At 39.0% G+C, this 16,948-nt stretch carries 19 protein-coding genes; 5 read left to right on the forward strand and 14 right to left on the reverse strand.

Annotation, left to right across the window (positions count from 1 at the left end):
• Window positions 1-298 precede the first annotated feature (298 nt).
• Entirely contained in the window at window positions 299-1,444 is a 1,146-nt protein-coding gene (locus B9A22_RS05275) for a GGDEF domain-containing protein (protein WP_245823818.1), read from the reverse strand.
• A gap of 406 nt (window positions 1,445-1,850) precedes the next feature.
• Between B9A22_RS05275 and murI the strand changes: the two genes are divergently transcribed.
• Window positions 1,851-2,624: a glutamate racemase gene (gene murI / locus B9A22_RS05280; protein WP_084574673.1), complete on the forward strand. Its 774-nt coding sequence runs from the start codon at window positions 1,851-1,853 to the stop codon at window positions 2,622-2,624.
• Between the two features lie 787 nt (window positions 2,625-3,411).
• Here murI and B9A22_RS05290 read toward each other — a convergent pair.
• The 3 genes from B9A22_RS05290 to B9A22_RS05300 all read right to left on the reverse strand — a co-directional run bounded on the left by B9A22_RS05290 (window position 3,412) and on the right by B9A22_RS05300 (window position 5,676).
• Window positions 3,412-4,143 carry an ankyrin repeat domain-containing protein gene (locus B9A22_RS05290; protein ID WP_176215404.1) on the reverse strand — a complete coding sequence of 244 codons (732 nt, stop codon included), beginning with the start codon at window positions 4,141-4,143 and terminating at the stop codon, window positions 3,412-3,414.
• A gap of 32 nt (window positions 4,144-4,175) precedes the next feature.
• Window positions 4,176-4,451, reverse strand: a complete 276-nt coding sequence (locus tag B9A22_RS05295; protein ID WP_084574675.1) for a hypothetical protein — start codon at window positions 4,449-4,451, stop codon at window positions 4,176-4,178.
• Between the two features lie 1,006 nt (window positions 4,452-5,457).
• Window positions 5,458-5,676 (reverse strand): hypothetical protein, encoded by a 219-nt coding sequence (locus tag B9A22_RS05300; RefSeq protein ID WP_245823820.1) that lies wholly within the window; start codon window positions 5,674-5,676, stop codon window positions 5,458-5,460.
• 269 nt (window positions 5,677-5,945) lie between these two features.
• Between B9A22_RS05300 and B9A22_RS26540 the strand changes: the two genes are divergently transcribed.
• Window positions 5,946-6,164, forward strand: a complete 219-nt coding sequence (locus B9A22_RS26540; protein ID WP_483881490.1) for a transposase — start codon at window positions 5,946-5,948, stop codon at window positions 6,162-6,164.
• 234 nt (window positions 6,165-6,398) lie between these two features.
• Here B9A22_RS26540 and B9A22_RS05310 read toward each other — a convergent pair whose 3' ends face one another.
• The 4 genes from B9A22_RS05310 to B9A22_RS05315 form a co-directional block, all read right to left on the reverse strand.
• On the reverse strand, window positions 6,399-7,802 hold the full coding sequence (locus B9A22_RS05310; RefSeq protein ID WP_084574678.1) for a GntP family permease: 1,404 nt from the start codon (window positions 7,800-7,802) through the stop codon (window positions 6,399-6,401).
• Window positions 7,803-8,096: 294 nt separating this feature from the next.
• Window positions 8,097-8,273, reverse strand: a complete 177-nt coding sequence (locus B9A22_RS25275; protein WP_176215405.1) for a hypothetical protein — start codon at window positions 8,271-8,273, stop codon at window positions 8,097-8,099.
• 280 nt (window positions 8,274-8,553) lie between these two features.
• Window positions 8,554-8,679, reverse strand: a complete 126-nt coding sequence (locus B9A22_RS26260) for a hypothetical protein (RefSeq protein ID WP_281252354.1) — start codon at window positions 8,677-8,679, stop codon at window positions 8,554-8,556.
• A gap of 401 nt (window positions 8,680-9,080) precedes the next feature.
• Window positions 9,081-9,560, reverse strand: a complete 480-nt coding sequence (locus B9A22_RS05315; RefSeq protein ID WP_084574679.1) for a YbaK/EbsC family protein — start codon at window positions 9,558-9,560, stop codon at window positions 9,081-9,083.
• A 113-nt stretch (window positions 9,561-9,673) separates the two neighbouring features.
• On the opposite strand from B9A22_RS05315, the gene B9A22_RS05320 reads away from it, so the two are divergent.
• The gene (locus tag B9A22_RS05320) at window positions 9,674-10,228 is read left to right on the forward strand and encodes a helix-turn-helix domain-containing protein (RefSeq protein ID WP_084574680.1); all 555 of its coding nucleotides are present in this window, start codon (window positions 9,674-9,676) and stop codon (window positions 10,226-10,228) included.
• Between the two features lie 239 nt (window positions 10,229-10,467).
• Here the strand turns inward: B9A22_RS05320 and B9A22_RS05325 are convergent, their stop codons facing one another.
• Window positions 10,468-11,070, reverse strand: a complete 603-nt coding sequence (locus tag B9A22_RS05325) for a hypothetical protein (protein WP_084574681.1) — start codon at window positions 11,068-11,070, stop codon at window positions 10,468-10,470.
• Window positions 11,071-11,242: 172 nt separating this feature from the next.
• Here B9A22_RS05325 and B9A22_RS05330 point away from each other — a divergent pair, with 172 nt between their 5' ends.
• On the forward strand, window positions 11,243-11,770 hold the full coding sequence (locus tag B9A22_RS05330) for a DUF3231 family protein (protein WP_084574682.1): 528 nt from the start codon (window positions 11,243-11,245) through the stop codon (window positions 11,768-11,770).
• Window positions 11,771-12,033: 263 nt separating this feature from the next.
• Here the strand turns inward: B9A22_RS05330 and B9A22_RS05335 are convergent, their stop codons facing one another.
• Both B9A22_RS05335 and B9A22_RS05340 read right to left on the reverse strand, forming a co-directional pair.
• Window positions 12,034-12,537, reverse strand: a complete 504-nt coding sequence (locus B9A22_RS05335) for a GNAT family N-acetyltransferase (RefSeq protein WP_084574683.1) — start codon at window positions 12,535-12,537, stop codon at window positions 12,034-12,036.
• A gap of 152 nt (window positions 12,538-12,689) precedes the next feature.
• Window positions 12,690-13,409 (reverse strand): 2-phosphosulfolactate phosphatase, encoded by a 720-nt coding sequence (locus B9A22_RS05340; RefSeq protein WP_084574684.1) that lies wholly within the window; start codon window positions 13,407-13,409, stop codon window positions 12,690-12,692.
• A gap of 215 nt (window positions 13,410-13,624) precedes the next feature.
• Here B9A22_RS05340 and B9A22_RS05345 point away from each other — a divergent pair, with 215 nt between their 5' ends.
• The gene (locus tag B9A22_RS05345; RefSeq protein WP_084574685.1) at window positions 13,625-14,317 is read left to right on the forward strand and encodes an aspartate/glutamate racemase family protein; all 693 of its coding nucleotides are present in this window, start codon (window positions 13,625-13,627) and stop codon (window positions 14,315-14,317) included.
• 25 nt (window positions 14,318-14,342) lie between these two features.
• On the opposite strand, the gene B9A22_RS05350 is transcribed toward B9A22_RS05345, so the two are convergent.
• From B9A22_RS05350 to B9A22_RS05360, 3 genes are all read right to left on the reverse strand, one after another.
• Entirely contained in the window at window positions 14,343-15,272 is a 930-nt protein-coding gene (locus B9A22_RS05350; protein WP_084574686.1) for an alpha/beta hydrolase, read from the reverse strand.
• Window positions 15,273-15,307: 35 nt separating this feature from the next.
• A complete protein-coding gene (locus B9A22_RS05355; RefSeq protein WP_084574687.1) occupies window positions 15,308-15,913 on the reverse strand; it encodes a TetR/AcrR family transcriptional regulator in 606 nt (201 codons plus the stop codon).
• A gap of 304 nt (window positions 15,914-16,217) precedes the next feature.
• A complete protein-coding gene (locus B9A22_RS05360; RefSeq protein ID WP_084574688.1) occupies window positions 16,218-16,859 on the reverse strand; it encodes a CBO0543 family protein in 642 nt (213 codons plus the stop codon).
• Window positions 16,860-16,948 lie beyond the last annotated feature (89 nt).

Here is a 16,948-nt window from a genome sequence, read left to right on the forward strand (position 1 = left end):
TCCCAAGGCTAGATACAGAGTGGCTGGCTAAGCCTTCTCAGGCGGGATTCCCACCCGCTATACTCTGTGCACTTCTTGGCGCACAGAACCGTCCCCTTGTTTCCCCCTGACAAATCAGGTCCCTGTGTCACGCCAGTGTCACTCGTAAGGTCACTTCTCGCAGTTACCAGTGACGTTTCTCCGTATCACTTACGTCAAATAAGTTAGTTGGACAAACAAACCAATCCTGCTCCAGTAGCTAAACGTCCTCTAGATTGCATAAACTACGAAACACATGATCTTATCGCCCAATTAGTTTTTAGCATTCAACTATTACGTTGGCTTTTGAGATTTCTTCAGTTCTTTTTTTCTTTTCTTCATACATAAGTTTATCACTATGCTGAATAAGCTCATGTATACTATTATACGTATTGTTAAATATCGCCATTCCATAACTAAATTTAATACGATAAGGCATTTTGCTGCTTGCATTATATGCATTGATGTTATCATTTAGCATTTTTATATACTTCTCTACTATTTCTCTTTGATTTTCGTTAATCAAGACAATAAACTCATCACCGCCCAAACGGATAGAAACTCCCTTTCCTTCGAAGACAGCTTCCAGCTGCTTAGCAAATACCCTCAGCACTCTATCGCCTTCATGATGCCCAAAAACATCATTGATACTTTTAAAGTTGTCCAGATCAATATTTATTACCGCTAAAACAATGTTACTTCTCCTACACAAAATTGTAAGATATTCATCATAAGCTATGCGATTTCCCAATCCTGTTAATGAGTCGATTTTTGTCTGACTGTGTATAATAAAAACATAGTTAATTACAACAGCAATGGCTACACTATTCCAAATCGTTAAATATACAAAGTAGTACAATTGAAAGATAGACAGCAAAGAGGGGAGCATTGTAAGCAAACTAAGTATGAGCAGTTCTTCTCTATTGAGTTTCTCACGAGCTTTATATAAGAATAGTAAGTTTATCATGTAATAAATGTAACTTGTCATCGGTGAAACAAAAAACAGTGGCCCCCGTATATATATATTCTCATTGGTTATACCAAATATCCAATTAAAATTATAGCTGCCCAATGATATGATGCTATTTAAAGTCAAGGGCACACTCAACCAGAGAACCTGATTTATATTCATTTTTTGGTATTTGTTTGTTCTTCTATATACATACAATACTATACAAATTGGTACCACTGGTGCCAGCGTGAATCCTAATGTATTAACCAGTTTATGTGCAATAATAAAACTAATGTAATTACTAGAATTTAATAATACACTCAAAATTTCTAATATTAATATTAATATCGTTGAGAATATTAATGCTAAAAACAACCTGTTAACTTGCTCTTTTCGATCTAGCTTATAGCAAGCATGTACAGCAATGCTTGACAACAATATTATCATAAAAATATTCATCTGAATCGCAAGCATTGTATTAATTAGTCATCCACTCCCGTCAATAACTATAAGCTATGTATCTAGCAATGCACTACTATTTTCAAATTACCATTGTATGTAGTATCAGAATTGATTAGTATTACTTTTTTGTCTTTTTTTGTATATTATACCAATAATTCCTCATTTAAGTAAAGCTACACTAAGAGTGTCAGAGGGAAGGGGTTATTGACATTCCATTGTTGTCAATAACCCCTTCCCTCTGACACCCTGTAGCACCCACTACGTTGTAGAAGTAGAACAGTCAACTCCCCTAAAAGATTCCTACGGCTGCTAGTTTATGGTATTATATAGGCACTACTTTTTAAAATCGGAGTTCTATATTTTGACGGGTTGTTCATGATAATATAAATACAATAATTGAAGCTAGGAAGGGATTAGGATGAAGATCGGCTTTTTTGACTCTGGTATTGGCGGCTTAACTGTTCTTGGTCACGCTTTAAAAATACTACCGTTTGCTGATTACACTTACTATGCAGATATTGAGCATTTGCCTTATGGGGAAAAGACAAAAAGCGAAGTAAAACAATACGTCCAAAACGGTATGAATTATATGGCTAAAATCAAAGTAGATGCCGTGGTGATCGCTTGTAATACGGCAACAAGTGTTGCTGTCGGGAAATTGCGAAAGAATTATAGTTTCCCAATCATTGGAATGGAACCTGCTGTAAAACCAGCTGTTGCTTATTGTAAAGAAAGAGGTAAAAAGATATTGGTATTGGCAACCAGTCTTACTTTACGGGAGGAAAAATTTCATCAATTAATTCATAGACTTGATGCGACAGAAATGGTTGATACAATGGCGTTAGGCGGCTTGGTAGAATTTGCCGAACAGTTTGAGTTTGACACTTCAGATGTATATCAGTATTTGCAAAAGAAATTTGCACCATTAGCGATACTTGATTATGGTGCTGTTGTTCTTGGATGTACACATTTCCCATTATTTAACAAGGTTTTGCAAAAATCGTTTACAAAGGAAACTGTTTTTTTCGACGGAAGTGTTGGAACCATAAATCACTTGGCAGATATATTAAAGCAAAAAGGAGTAGCTCCTAGTATAGATGATAAAATTAAATTTGTAATTACAAATGGCAAACTCCCACCAACTGAAGTTGATTATAAAAAAATATTACAAACTTATTTGCATAGCATATAAAACAATGTCACAATGTCGTATGCAGTAAATTGGGGTTAACTCATCGATGGTTCTACCGATAAATCATTTCGCATGGCAAATCCATCCCGCAAAAAGTCCAGTAGAATATGAAGGATCGCCCCCGGTGAACATCCATTTTGGGTTAGACGGCCCCTAGGTGGAAAGTTCGTTTCCCCCACCCACGCCGCTCACGAGCAATGATGCCGCTTTGTCGCCCAATTGAACTCGAAAGTAATATTGAACCATAGCGAATAGGGCGTCATATGTAGGAACCGAGATTCGAGTATTTCTTTGATATGCGCGAGCCACATTTAAAGGGAGGCCTCAAACCGAGGCCTCCCTACACGTGATTCTTCGGCGAAGGTCACGCTATTTTGTTCTTTTTAAAATCAATCTTATATTCTCCGCCATCATAATAGGCAAATGCTTTAGCATTGACAATTCCAATAATGCATCTATTTCCACCGGCTTCGTTCACTGGCCACCACTCTTTACCGCCTCAATCGGCAACATGAAATTTTTACCCTGGCTGTTTTGTTTAGCGTAAGAACTTATTCATAACACAGAAAAGGGGTAGTTGAATTTTTATTATTGGAATTCTTCACATTCAATTTTGTTTACCTTCTTCTTTCCATTTTTATTACCATACTCCCCCTAATTGCAGCCTCCAATTAAGCCAATAATTAGTACTGACATCAGACCACGATTTATTAGCAATAAATCAAAGCCTCATACCACACACCTATTTATTAAACAAGAACATATTACGCCCGTATACAGCGTCCTATTATTTTGCCCCTGCATTAGTCAATACACTAATCATTTCAGGGTTATTATTTGATTTAGCAACAGAAAGCGCCGTACCATTTTTTTTATCTTTACGGTTGACATCTGCCCCTTTAGCTACGAGTTCTTTAACCGCGTCAACATTGTTATTGCTTACCGCCAGCATCAAGGCCGTAAGTCCCGTATTGGCATCTGCCGCATTTATATCTATTTTTTTGGATACTATCAATTTGATAATTTCGGTATCATTTTGCAATACTGCCATCATCAGCGGTGTAGCCTCAAAGCCTTTCGAAATAAACTGCACATTCAAATCCGCACCTTTATCCAGTAAAAGCTTAAATGCTTCCTGCTTGTCTGTTCCTTTCCCTTTGCCCAAAATCACTGCAAGCACGGGCGTCAATTCCGCCTTATCCTTGCCCACAATTTTTCTCTTTATGTTAACATCAGCGCCTTTTTCAATCAGCAACTTCATTATTTCCAGATTGCCACTTGCGGCTGCAGTTATCAACGGATTCCCGTTGTCTGTAATTATATTCGGACTCATTCCTGCCTCTAAAAACAACTCAACAACATTGGCATCATTGTCTTCAACTGCTTTTACAAAACTTTGTTCAGTATATTGTATTTTCTTATCAGATAAATCTTTTCTGGCTTCCTCGGGACTTCTTCCACACCCTGAAAGCAATAAGGCTATAACAAGTATTCCCACCATAAATAATCTGGCTATCATATTCTCCCATCCCCCTGCTGTAATCATTTGTCTTATTGTTCGAGCCAAAACTCCCGCCTATATAGGCGGCGTAGATTATTAGCCACACATAGGATCACTTTAGTGATTTCTCCATAAACCAATATAATACTGGCAAGTATCATCAGCCCAAATATAATACTCACTGCAACCGCAACCAATACGGTCAGCCTGCTTTTCTTTTTGATCCCATAACCAATTCCTGCTAGTCCAGCTAAAAAATATAGTATACAAAAGTCCAGCCGCGTGAGAAAACTTAAATCTAATAAGAGCGGATCAACCTGCCGCATCACTTTGTTTCCATTTTGTAAGACCTTGAATTACTTCATATTCCTCAACAGGCCAAATGGTTTGTGCATTAGTAACTCTAAATCTGTGATTAGAATCGCTATAAGGATCAATCATTTTTTCAAAAGAACATCTTTTGGCTTACCATCGCTATTTAATTCATAATACAAATTGGTTGTTGTCCAAACAACCTTGTCTGCTGCTTCCACCCTAGGCGACAAAAAGCAACATGATCCTAAAAATACAGCTAAACATATCAAACATAGCTGAATGTACTTTTTCAATTCCATGCACCCCACCATTTTTATTTTTTCAGAAAGATACTTCTCGAACGAAGTTACTTATTCAAAGACATAGGTGAAATTGCCATTCTCATTTCAATGCACAAAAAAGAATTTGCATAGTTCCTTTTCTTTCCAAACCGCTAGATTGCCATCCATATCCCAATACTGGAAATTGACCGCTTGGCGCACACATATTTCCCGGTATGTTTCCTTTATTTCAGGGTCGAAACGCCTTCCCACACACGGCTGGCGTATTTCGCATATAGGGCGACTATCTGTGACTGGCATTTAGCTGCACGCCATGGATAGTGCCCTTCTCGCTAGGATATAAAACCTCCCCGACATGAGTATATCCAGATTGAGAATATTGGCACGGTGCCCGTGACCAACCAGACTGTTGCGTCAATAATCACTTCAAGTTATTTCTCTATAAAAACACCTCATTTCCACAAAAAAACAAATCCACTTTAATAGTAAAATGAATTTGCTTTTTGCGATACTATCCGAAAGTATATTCTTTTAAGTTAGCTGGCTTTATTCGATGAATGGCTGTATTTTTCAAACCATAGATTATTCATAACAGTGCCACTGACAAAATTCCACACTCGCTTGGATAAAAAGAATAATTCGTTACCTTAATGAACATAGCATCACTGTCATGAACGGCTTTCCTATTTAAGAAATTATAAAAAGCACCCCGTAGGATGCTTAGCTGTTAAACAATTTATTTAAGTTCTATCTTCAGCTCATAATAGTCTTCAAATTTGTCCAGAATCCCATTCAGCGCGTTCTCAACATTAGCGAGAGTTACCGTAAGAGGGTCATTTGTATTAGCCAAATGGAGATCGAACCCAAATATTTGTCTGTCATTAACAGTATAGGCTTGATTTTTACTAACGTTAATATTTGAAATTACTTTGTTTTGAAACAATCTGTGAGCCATTTCTTTATACAATTCCGTATTTGTACTAACTGGCTCTTTTGTAACGATTTCAACAGAAAATATTGTGAACGTTGCATTACATGAAGTACACATTGTTGAACACTTCCTCATATTATTTTATGAAAAACACAAGTAACCGCCTGAGCTGAGCTTACAAACATTGTTGTGATGACATTTACATTTTAACACTAATGATAATCATTTTCAATAACTTTATAGAAACTCACAGACGGCAAACTGTGTGAAAACCGCCCCTCTTATTAACACGAATCTACAAATATGTGAATCAACTGGACATGGAGGAACTGAAATTTCAGAGATCGGTCTGCCCAAGCCTAGGACGCCTACCCTATCATCCGAAGGATTTACTTAAACTCTATCTTTACGGCTACCTTAATCGGATCCGTTCATCCCGAAGGCTTGAACATGAGGCCATAAGGAATATTGTTCTCGGAGCATTTCAATTTCACAGTAGCTTACTTTTTTAAAACGAATGGCATTTACACCTAGTCCGACTAACCTCCCCAGAATATTTATAAATTTCATCCGGTATGTAATACAAATAGCGTCCACCTTCAATCGACTTGTTTTATATAAATTCTAGAGCCATAGCTATCGTAATATTAGCTATGGCTCTAGTTCGATATTTTACTTATTTTTCCTGCTGCAGTATTTACTTTACTGTTGTTCGAAGAATTACTTTCCGGCTCGTTTTTCCTTGTTTATATGTACAGCGCAATAAATATAAATACCAGTAATGTCTTTATAACTGTAATTACAAAAAGATCGTAGTATGATTGCTTATGGGTTAAGCCGCATACTGCCATCACTGTAATAAGACCACCGTTGTGAGGCATGGAGTCCAGCCCGCCGGAAGCCAGCGCGGCAAAACGGTGCAGAACATCGGGTGAGATGTTGGCCGCCTGTGCCCAGGTTAAGTAGTCAGCAGCAAGCATACCAAGTGCTATTGTCATTCCTCCTGACGCCGAGCCGGTAATTGCCGCCATAATATTGACAGTAATGGCTTCTGAGACCAGGGGGCCTGCCCCAATTTTTATATCCATCAAGAAGGATTTTATTACCTGGAAGCCTGCCAAACTGGCTACCACGCTGCCGTAACCATAACCTGAAGCCGTATTAAGGACTGCTACAAGGGAGCTGTTTGCTCCGCTATTGAGTGAAGATGCAATCCCAGCTGTTCTGCAAAGCTGCTCACGCCCAATGAATATTGCTAGAAGGATGCCTAGAATCAAGGCAATATTCAGCGACCAGATTGCTCGTACTTTGTCTACACTTGTGCTCAAAAGTGACAGTTTCAAAACTTTGAAGGGTAACAGGATTTCTTCGTTCCATTGATAAGCCCAAGACCATTTGAAGGGATTACTAAGATATAGGTTAGTCAGGAGAACTACGATAAGAGGGAGAAATGCAAGCATCTGGCCCGGCAATTGGCGCTCCGTTTTGTCCTCCGGCTCGTTTACTGTATGTGCCCCATACCCCTCATCCAGTTCCTTAGCTTGGCGCTGTCTGTATACAAGCCAAGCCCAACCCAGCAAGAAAACAGCGAACCCACTACTCATGCCAAGTAAGGGAGCAGCCCAGGTGCTAGTACCAAAAAATGCTGTTGGTATGATGTTTTGAATCTGGGGCGAACCCGGAAAAGCACCCATACTGAAGGTGAATGTTCCCAGCCATAAAGCAGCAGGTATGAAACGTTTAGGAATATTCGCCTCCCGGTACAGGGCAGCCGCAAATGGATACATTACAAAAACAACGACAAATACGCTGATACCGCCGTAAGTGAGGGAGGCACACCCTAGTATTACCGCGAGTATAGCATGCTCTTTACCCAGTGTACTGGCTATAGCTCCAGCAATTGCCCGAGCCATCCCGCCGTCTTCCATAACTTTAGCGAAAACGGCCCCCAGTAAGAAAATTGAAAAATACATTTTAAAGTACTCGGCCGCCTTAGTCATAAAGATTTCAGTATAGACCGGCATCAGACTAAAATTACTGGCCGCTGCCGCCAAAATGGCGAACAATGGGGCGAACAAGATAATGGAGTAACCGCGGAAGGCAAAGAACATTAGTAAGATCAGACTTAATAGTATTGCAAACAGTTCCACATATCATCCTCATTTCATTTAAGCATACTTATTGTTAACATACTACATTACTTGCTATTATAGCGTACTGTAAGAAGTTCACAAACTCAATACAAATCTGCCCATTAAGCAAAAAAGATATGTCATCTACATTTTGCTTGGTGTTTAAGCCATGAGACTAATTGGTATGATGATATATAAAGAAGCAGTTTAAGCAAATTGCTGACAATTGTAAATCAATAAGCCGCTGTTGCTCTTATCCAGAGAAAGTTATACTTTCTGTCAGGATAAAAAAAAGCCGGCATAATTGCCGACTCAATAATGTAGAGTAGAAACCTTTGGTGCTTCTATTGTGTGCTGTTCTTTCGTCTCAGGTGGTGCATCAGAGTTTTCCTGAACTCCGGTTTGGCCAGTAGTATATTTAGCTTCAGTCTTTTCGTTATTAGGCAATGTATATCCAAGCTTTTCACCGTAACTACCAGAGCTTTTCAAAAAAACACCTCCTGAAAGTTAGTATTTCCCAAGTACGGCTTATATACGTTAGAGGAAAAAAGACTATTTAGTTCTAGCTACTCGGATATCTCGTTTTACTCTTTTGTCATCTTGAGGTGTATCTGCTGATCCCCGCTTAAGTGAAATTTCGCGAGACAACTTGCTACCACTAAAAATGGTTTCTTCCAAAGTGAGTCACCCCCAAATTTAGTATTTCTAAAGAAAATACGGCTTGCGCCGAGCCTTGGCGAAAGCGGAAGTAAGAGCAGCCTATGTGCCCTCAGGTTGATGGGTGATTGGGACCTGTGAGATGCTTATCGCCGCTAATATCCTTATTTTTGAGGTTCTGGTTTTGTTCTTTTGCGCGTTTTTGCGCCTGAGAGTCATTCGAATTATTCTTAACCACAGTATCACCTCCCATTACTTATTGTTTGCGTGAACAATGATTTAAATTCTGAGAGATAGAGATAAGCATTGAAAACCATAATAAACGTGCGACCGATTGAGCCACCGCCAGCCTAGGGAAGGCAGCTTATGGGAATGGGAATAAACTTAAAAAGCCAGAGCTCTGCTTTATACAGTCGCTCCGGCCTAGGGAGTTGCGCACTCCAGTAAAATTATATCCAAAGTCAATGGATTGTATTCAATCTGCCATATCTTTACCCCCAAAAAGCTTACATTCGAATGTTTGCCTTAAACCACGATTCTGCAAATTCTTTAGACAATCCTGCCGGCATGCTTGTAAAAAATAACGTATCAAAGATATACACATTGTTTTGGGATCGGCTAGGTTTTTGAAGCAATCCGTTACTTAACGGGTATAATAATTGCTCCAGATATATCCCGCAAGACATCTGGGGTCAGTTTAAATACGGCATGTGGTGTACCTGCTGCTGCCCAAACTTCTTCATATTTCATTAGGTCTTCATCCATATATACAGCAAAGTAGTTATCTCTCCGGATTGGTGATATCCCGCCTATAGCAAATCCCGTGTTTTCAAGTACAAACTTCGCGTCAGCCTTTTCCAATTTTTCGCCAAGATGCTTAGCCACTATTTTTTCGTTAACCTGGTTGATTCCACTTGCCACTATCAATACCGGTTTACTGGCAGCTTTAGTTTTAAATACCAGCGATTTTGCAATTTGGCCGACTTCACAGCCTATAGCATCAGCAGCTTCTTGCGATGTTCGGGTTGATTCGGACATTTCCCTAACGTGAAGTTTGACGCCAAACTCATCGAGTAAATCCTGTACTTTCTGTGCGCTTTTGCTTAAGTTATAGCTCACCCAACTGCCCCCTAACGCTTTACATATGATATAATACAAATGTATGCTATAATGTATATTTTATATTATACTATTGTATGTTATAACATACAATAGTATTAATGGAGGCTAAGATGGAGAACTTGTCGGTTATTATAGGTAAAAATCTATATGATATCAGAAAAAAGAAAAACCTTAGTTTAGATAAAGTTTCTGAGTTAACCGGTGTAAGCAAACCGATGCTAGGGCAGATTGAACGGGGTCTCTCCAATCCGTCTGTAGCAATATTGTGGAAAATTGCCTCTGGTCTGAATGTATCGTTTTCCTATTTTATCGAAGCGAATGATGATGAAATACGCTACATCCCATTCAAAGAAGTTCACCCTCTATATGAATACAAAAATAAAATGGCTGCATATCCATTGTTTCCCTACGATGACAAAAGAAGATTTGAAATATTTACTATTTATCTACAACCTGGCTGTGATCATATTTCCACCCCTCACAATGACGGCGTCGAGGAATATATAATCATAACAGAAGGAGAAATGGAACTGGTGATAGCGGAAACCGTATACAAGCTAGCAAAAGGCGATGCACTAGCTTTTGCTGCTAATAAAGCACACACTTATCGAAATACCTCGGAAAAACCCGTTTGCTTTAATGATATTATTTATTACTTTAACTAGTGGCTTAAAGTTTCCGGGCAAAAAGAAAAACTAAATTGCATAGTGTAATTCGAAGAACAATCAAAAGAACTCATAACCAGGTAAACCCACGCACTATATGCGTGGGTTTTACTACTTTACTTTCCTTTTCATTCCATAAATGTAAACCCCCATCATCAAGTTTTTTTCCTGACAATGGAGGTTCATGCTTTTCTGCTCTACCCAATATTATTTAGATTTCATTCTTCATCGTCATTAAGCTATTTTGCAATATCAATTGCGGTGTTAGTAGAGTTAGCATTCTCGGTTTCTTGTTCTTCTTGTTCACGTTTGCTGATTTCTGCAGAGTATTCACTCTGCGTGATTTCACCGTTACTCAGCATCTCTTTTAACTGAGATTCGCTGTATTGTGAGAGACTATCACTAGAGGTGGAATCAGAATCATCACTGCTTGCGTCACCACTGGGAGCAGCGCCGCTAGGAGCAGTTGTACTGGACATTTTAGCAGTCTCACTAAGAGAGGAGGTTGCTAAGGCTGCAGTGTCTGGGGAGCTGGCAGAAGATATGTCAGCCGATGATTGCTTAGCATTTGTTGAAGAATTGAGTGCATTCAAGCGAGAACCTTCCTGACTGATTTCAACCGAATATGCTGCGGAAATACCAGTTTTTTCAGTGTCTGAAGCAGCTTGGTCAGTAATTAATTGGGGTGTGGCTGTCGATGTAATATTGATTGAGCTGGTTGTTGAATTAGTCTGTTGCGACTGTGCATCCTCTTCTTTTTGCGTTTTTGATTTCTGAGCATAAGAAGTATACATAGAAGCGGTTGTACTTCCGGTAGATAGAGTATTACTAATCTGAGTCATGTAACCTACTTCCTTTCTCTTTTTTAAAGCCTGTCATTATTTATTGTCTCATTTTATTCTTGGAAAAGGGTTTTTTTTACGCAAATAATACCTTCGACAATGAAGTGCATTAATAGCCAAAATTTGGGATATACTAGATGCAGTTGATATTGTTGGAAGGCAGTTGATTGTTATGAATATCTTTGAGGTAATTCATGATGCGTTTGAACCATTTTTAGATGGCGAAAAAAGACCATTAAATATTATGGAAGCCACGAATTTATGGTTTTTTCTTGCTATAAGTGAGACGACGATGCGCAATGAAGAAATAGCTTACAATCTAGCTCAAGACCAGGAGCTTAAAGAAAAGCTCTGGGATGCAAAGGCTAGCGTTCATCAGCCAATTGCTAAGGAGATACAAGAGTTTCTGCTAGCAGAAAGGGTGCCCTTACCCAAAGGGACGCCACCAAAACCAGTTGTAGATTTTCAACTTATCCCTGAGGGAGCAAAATTAAATGATGAAGAAATTGCCAATCTAATGTCTTTTAATCTTCTTCTTGGAATTAATTATGCTTCAAGAGGACTTACAGAGTCTATTCGTGCTGATGTAGGATTAATCTTTTTCAAAATTATCGCTAAAAAAACAATTTTCGGAGCAACACTAAAAAAGCTTATGGATAAACGCGGGTGGCTTCATGATCCACCTGTCTATAAATCGTAATCTGATTTCATACATTATGGTTGCAGCGTCTTCGGAACAACTCAATGCTAGCTCTGAACAGTCAACTCAAGCAGCCAATCAAGTAGCCCTGTCCATTATTGAGTAGCGCAAGGTAGACAACAGCGATATGTAGTGGAATCTGCCTCTAAGATAGTGACACAGATGCCAGAAAACATTGGATTTGTCGCGTCCAATGCTATACAGTCTCAAAATAGAGCAGGACCCGCTTAAAGCGAAGAGCTTAGGCGGGTCCTGCTCTATTTTTAAACCGACGAAATATGCAATCTTTTTTCCATATAGCACACAGGAAAAGGAAGATGGGTAAAATGTTTAACATTAGACTGCGTAAATCCCAATTTCCGATACCATGCCTTTAATATCTCATGATTATCAATAACACCAATTAAAACGGTATCGCCCCCCTGGTCAGCAACGTAATCTGTCACATACTCAACAATCTGCCGGCCACATCCTTTATGCCTATATTTAGGCAATACTGCCAATCGTTCCATATAAAAACCGTTATCTTTATGTTTTTCAATGGCAACAAAACCAATCTGTACCGTTTTACAAAACACCCCAAGCATTACAATTCCTTTTTCACGCATTTTTTGCAAATGTCTTATTTCAATAAATGCTGGATTGGTGGGAGCATTCTCGCTTGTAAGATTAAATTCTCCCGCTACCGTAAGAAAAGATTCTCGGATGATATTTATGCTTTCAATCAATTCCTGTTCAGTGTTCACTTGTTTATATATCAAATCCATGTATAAACGCCCCCCTTTATTTCACGCCATGACTCGGAGAGTTATCTACATTGACATATGCACATTCTTCTTTTTATATTGAGATTCTTGGCCTTCTCGTTATTGAGTGAAATGTGAACCAATACTCATACCTTATATCTTCGAATCTAATCTTACTCTTTCGCTGCCAATGTAATCCTTCCCTCGCTATACCGAGGTACGACATTTACAATATTTGATTGTAGGCAATATTCGATGTCGGTTTTATTGCCTATATCGTATAGTCGTTTACCATTTCTACTGTTACTAGCAATCTCCACTATAGATTTTTTCGCTCCATTATACATCATCCAGGCCCCCTGAGCCGAATCTGTCATTATCAAGTCCGCTTCCTCATTTAAGATGCTAATTAATAGTCCTGCGCAGAGAGCGTCCTCTAGTGAAAAAAGCTGATCAGTTCCGGCGCAAACAATCATAATATCTTTCCCATATTCATTAGCCTGATGGCAAACTGCTTTAGCATTTATAAATGAGCCTATCAATGTAAGATAAGCCTCTTCTGTCGATGTAATTGCAATTGTTCCATTGGTAGTAGTCATAATAATCGTTTGATCCTTCACCTTATCTGTAGAGAACTCGAAGGGTGAGTTCCCAAAATCAAATCCCTCGATCCTTATTGACTGCCGCTCACCCGCAAATAGAGCAGATTCCATTTGGCGAGCCACACTATAAGCCTCGTCAATATTTGAAACTGGAATAATGGTTTTACAGCCATTAGCCATAGCAGTCACTATACTAGTTGTTGCACGGAATATGTCCAGTATAATACAAATAGTGTCTGAAATATCAGGTTTATTTACATCTTTAGGCAAAAACGCAACATCGATCTTCATTCTGAATCTTACCTCCCTAATCTATTGTCAGCTAAAGGATTATCCTGAACCAGATGGAACAACCTCAACCGAATTATTCTTTTATGCTCAGAAAACTCTTTAATAATCTCTCAAAGGATGTATCTATATAAGCATAATAGTGGCTATAACCCGTATCGTGGTATAATCAAATCAAGGGTTGAAAAACAAACTAATATTTGCTGGAGGTGCTTATAATGAAAAAAGTTGGACTGGTAGGTGGGATTGGCCCTGCATCCACGCTGGATTACTACAAAGGGATCATCGATGGTTATCGGGTGAGGACAGCTGGCGATAACTATCCCCAAATGATCATCGACAGCTTAAATCTCGCCGAAATGTATTCCTGTGTATCAAACAAGCAATGGGATGAGTTTACTAATCGATTGGTCACCTCAATAAAAAACCTGGCGGCTGGTGGGGCTGAGTTTGCGGTCATGGCGGCCAATACTGCTCATATCGTATTTGGTGAAGTTAATAGCCAATCCCCTTTGCCCCTTATAAGCATCGTCGATGAAACGTGCAAATACGCACAATCAAAGAATTGCAAAAGCGTCGTGATATTCGGTACAGCTTTTACGATGAGCAGCGGGCTATATTCAAATGCGTTTGCGAAATATGGTATCGATGCATTTGTCCCCACGGAAGATGAGCAAAAGGCAATCCATAATATTATTTTCCCGAATTTGCAGGAGGGCATCGTTTTACCGGAAGATAAAAAAACAGTGCTGCAGATCGCAAATCGAATGATTTCTGAGAAAAATGCAGATGCACTGATTCTCGGATGCACCGAACTGCCGCTTATAATTCAGGAAAATGATTTAGATGCCTTGGTTTTGGACACGACACAGATACATATCAATGCTATATTAAGCTACATGCTTGCATAAAGGTTAAAATGCTAAACCTTTATAATTACTTGCCAAGGTGCATTTTGACAAAAGCACAAATTTCATGCATTGCTTGTGTAGCCTCCGGAAAAAGGGGAGCCGTCGCGGGATAACAATGGAACATACCCTCCCCAACCCTTAAAGTGACGTCAACACCTGCATTTTTCGCTTTTGCCGCAAACTGAGTTGAGTCGTCGCGAAGGATTTCATCTTCACCGGCATAAATAAGCAGAGGTGGCAGCCCTTGAAGTTCCGCGTAAAGAGGTGATGCATATGGTAATTCATAACCCTTATCCCCTGCATAATGCTTTGCCACAGCGTTTGCCATCCCTTCTGGAGATAGACATACCTTAGCTTTAGTTCGATGGGATTCACCAGCACACTTCAAATCTGTAATCGGAGAGTAAGCCACTGCCGCAGCAGGAAGAGGAGTACCTTGATCGCGAAGTGCAAGTAAAGTGCCTAAACATAAACCTCCTCCGCCGGAGTCTCCCACAAATACTATATTAGAAGGCTCAACCCCCTGATCCAACAACCAACGAAATACTTTTAATGAGTCTTCTATGGCTGCAGGATAAGGATGCTCTGGAGCCAATCGATACTCAAAGAGCAGTGCACCAACTTGGCTGCCTTTAACAAACTTAGCCGTAATCGCTCGGTGCGCATGGCACGAACCACACACATATCCGCCGCCATGAAAGTATAGTATTATTTTATCTTTTGTTGCTCCAGCCGGTAAAATCCATTCGGCATAGAGACTATCTATATAAACAGGTGATACTTGGATTTCTTTCGGCATCTTGCCAAATCTTCCGGCCCCTTCTTCAACCTGTTTACGAAAACTGAGTATCGCTTCATACTGACTCCAATCGATAATTTCCTTTTTAAATTTTAAGCTAAAAAAATGACGGTTTTGTAATAAAAATTTGATTAAGCGTCCCCGCAAACTGGGCATTGTTATCCCTCCAATTTTATCAATTCTTGACGGTGTTATTCCTTAAAAAACATGCTTGCAAGTATATTAGCATCAGGAGCCTTAAATTTCTTTCCATGGACCGCCTTATATATGGCTAAGCCATTTATTGACGTCCAGAATACCATAGCTAATTCCTTAGTATCATACATCTTAATTGAACCGTTTTTTTGTCCCTCAGCAATAATACTGGCAATTGCTTCATAGGGAAATGTGTTTTCTTTTTTTATTATATTTTTAGCTTCCTCAGGAATAGCATCTGATGCGGTAGCCTGCGCGATAAGCAAATGATACCGTGAAGCATCTTCGTTCTGTTCCAGAAGTTTTAGTAGTTCTTCAATTGCAAACTTAATCTTTTCCCTTGGTGATAAGGGTTGGCTTACTAGCCAGCGGCACGCTTCATTCATTCTATCAAAGGCAATTCGAATCAATTCAATAAAAATCTCTTCCTTAGACTTGTAATAGTGGTACATAAGCCCCTGGGATATATCTGAAGCTGAAGCTATATCAATTATCTTAGTAGCCGCCAGACCCCTTTGGGCAAAGAGCATTAGTGCATTTGACAGTATCTGTTGTCTGCGTTCTTCCTTAATCTTTTGATTTAGTTCTTTATTCCTCGTCAAAGTACCACTCCCCCTCTTTTATTGATTGAAATTTTATTCAATATAATTATACCATGCTATCTTTTTTTTGCAATCAGCCTGTTATCTTTTCTTATGAGAGATGCGCCCCCCCATATTAAGTCCACTTCCATAACATGCCACGCTATAAAAAATAGACATTAGGTAAGAAATTTGCCTAATGTCTATTTTACTTACATTCTATAATTACCCAAAACCCGAAGCGCCTAAAAACAATATTGTTACTAAAATTGATATTATTATAATCACTATTACCAATTAATACGAAAAGAGTAAAGCTTACTAATTATTCCTGAGTATCTTTTTCAGTTTCTTCTACATAAGATAAACGTTTGGCTGCTGGCTGAGGCGAAAGAGAAAACCCTTTTGAAGATGAAAAATTGGTCGAGTTTATTTGAACGACTTTCGCAATCATTTGAATAACTGCCCTCGATATAATAGCCACAACCATCATAAGAAAGAAAAAATAAATGAAATTCCAGTTATAGTACGCTTTTATTCCAAAGAGTTGAAAGGCAGGTGATATCCCAGAACTAAATAAGATGGAAGCTAAAGCTGACCAGGTAAGATATCTTGTCCAGGAAGACCCATACTGATGGGCAAACATGAGTAGAATCGGAACGACTGTAAAATCTATGGGGAATACTCCCGGGACAATTGGGATTAACCTTATGTTGTGTTGCCAAAGACCCATAGAAAAACCTACGATATCTACAAGCACTGCCTGTACAGCTACAAAGGAGCCAAACAAAAGAATTTCAAATGTTCTGCTTTTATCCAGTAGCTTTATCCATACTGCATATAAAATCGATAACAGGATAAGCATCCCCCACCATTGATTTGAAAAAAGCTCTTCATTAATATAGCGGGTCCAGGTTATATTCCAGATTTGAAGTTGAAGTTGATGAAATAGCTCATTAGTATTCATGATACACCTCCAGAAGATAGCTTGTGTAATGATGACTAAAAAATGTATCACAGAAGTCGTTCCGGCTACATATTTTCTTTTTTGCAGCT

Origin of the sequence: Sporomusa malonica, from assembly GCF_900176355.1 — a bacterium.
Taxonomy (GTDB): domain Bacteria; phylum Bacillota; class Negativicutes; order Sporomusales; family Sporomusaceae; genus Sporomusa; species Sporomusa malonica.

Excerpts from the sequence above, each read along its gene's own strand:
- B9A22_RS05300 (WP_245823820.1), bottom strand. The coding sequence starts at position 5,676 with ATGGCTCACAGATTGTTTCAAAACAAAGTAATTTCAAATATTAACGTT.
- B9A22_RS05350 (WP_084574686.1), bottom strand. The coding sequence starts at position 15,272 with ATGCCCAGTTTGCGGGGACGCTTAATCAAATTTTTATTACAAAACCGT.
- B9A22_RS05320 (WP_084574680.1), top strand. The coding sequence starts at position 9,674 with ATGGAGAACTTGTCGGTTATTATAGGTAAAAATCTATATGATATCAGA.
- B9A22_RS05345 (WP_084574685.1), top strand. The coding sequence starts at position 13,625 with ATGAAAAAAGTTGGACTGGTAGGTGGGATTGGCCCTGCATCCACGCTG.
- B9A22_RS05325 (WP_084574681.1), bottom strand. The coding sequence starts at position 11,070 with ATGACTCAGATTAGTAATACTCTATCTACCGGAAGTACAACCGCTTCT.
- B9A22_RS05290 (WP_176215404.1), bottom strand. The coding sequence starts at position 4,143 with ATGATAGCCAGATTATTTATGGTGGGAATACTTGTTATAGCCTTATTG.
- B9A22_RS05335 (WP_084574683.1), bottom strand. The coding sequence starts at position 12,537 with ATGGATTTGATATATAAACAAGTGAACACTGAACAGGAATTGATTGAA.
- B9A22_RS05275 (WP_245823818.1), bottom strand. The coding sequence starts at position 1,444 with ATGCTTGCGATTCAGATGAATATTTTTATGATAATATTGTTGTCAAGC.
- B9A22_RS05360 (WP_084574688.1), bottom strand. The coding sequence starts at position 16,859 with ATGAATACTAATGAGCTATTTCATCAACTTCAACTTCAAATCTGGAAT.
- B9A22_RS05330 (WP_084574682.1), top strand. The coding sequence starts at position 11,243 with ATGAATATCTTTGAGGTAATTCATGATGCGTTTGAACCATTTTTAGAT.
- B9A22_RS05295 (WP_084574675.1), bottom strand. The coding sequence starts at position 4,451 with ATGCGGCAGGTTGATCCGCTCTTATTAGATTTAAGTTTTCTCACGCGG.
- B9A22_RS05340 (WP_084574684.1), bottom strand. The coding sequence starts at position 13,409 with ATGAAGATCGATGTTGCGTTTTTGCCTAAAGATGTAAATAAACCTGAT.
- murI (WP_084574673.1), top strand. The coding sequence starts at position 1,851 with ATGAAGATCGGCTTTTTTGACTCTGGTATTGGCGGCTTAACTGTTCTT.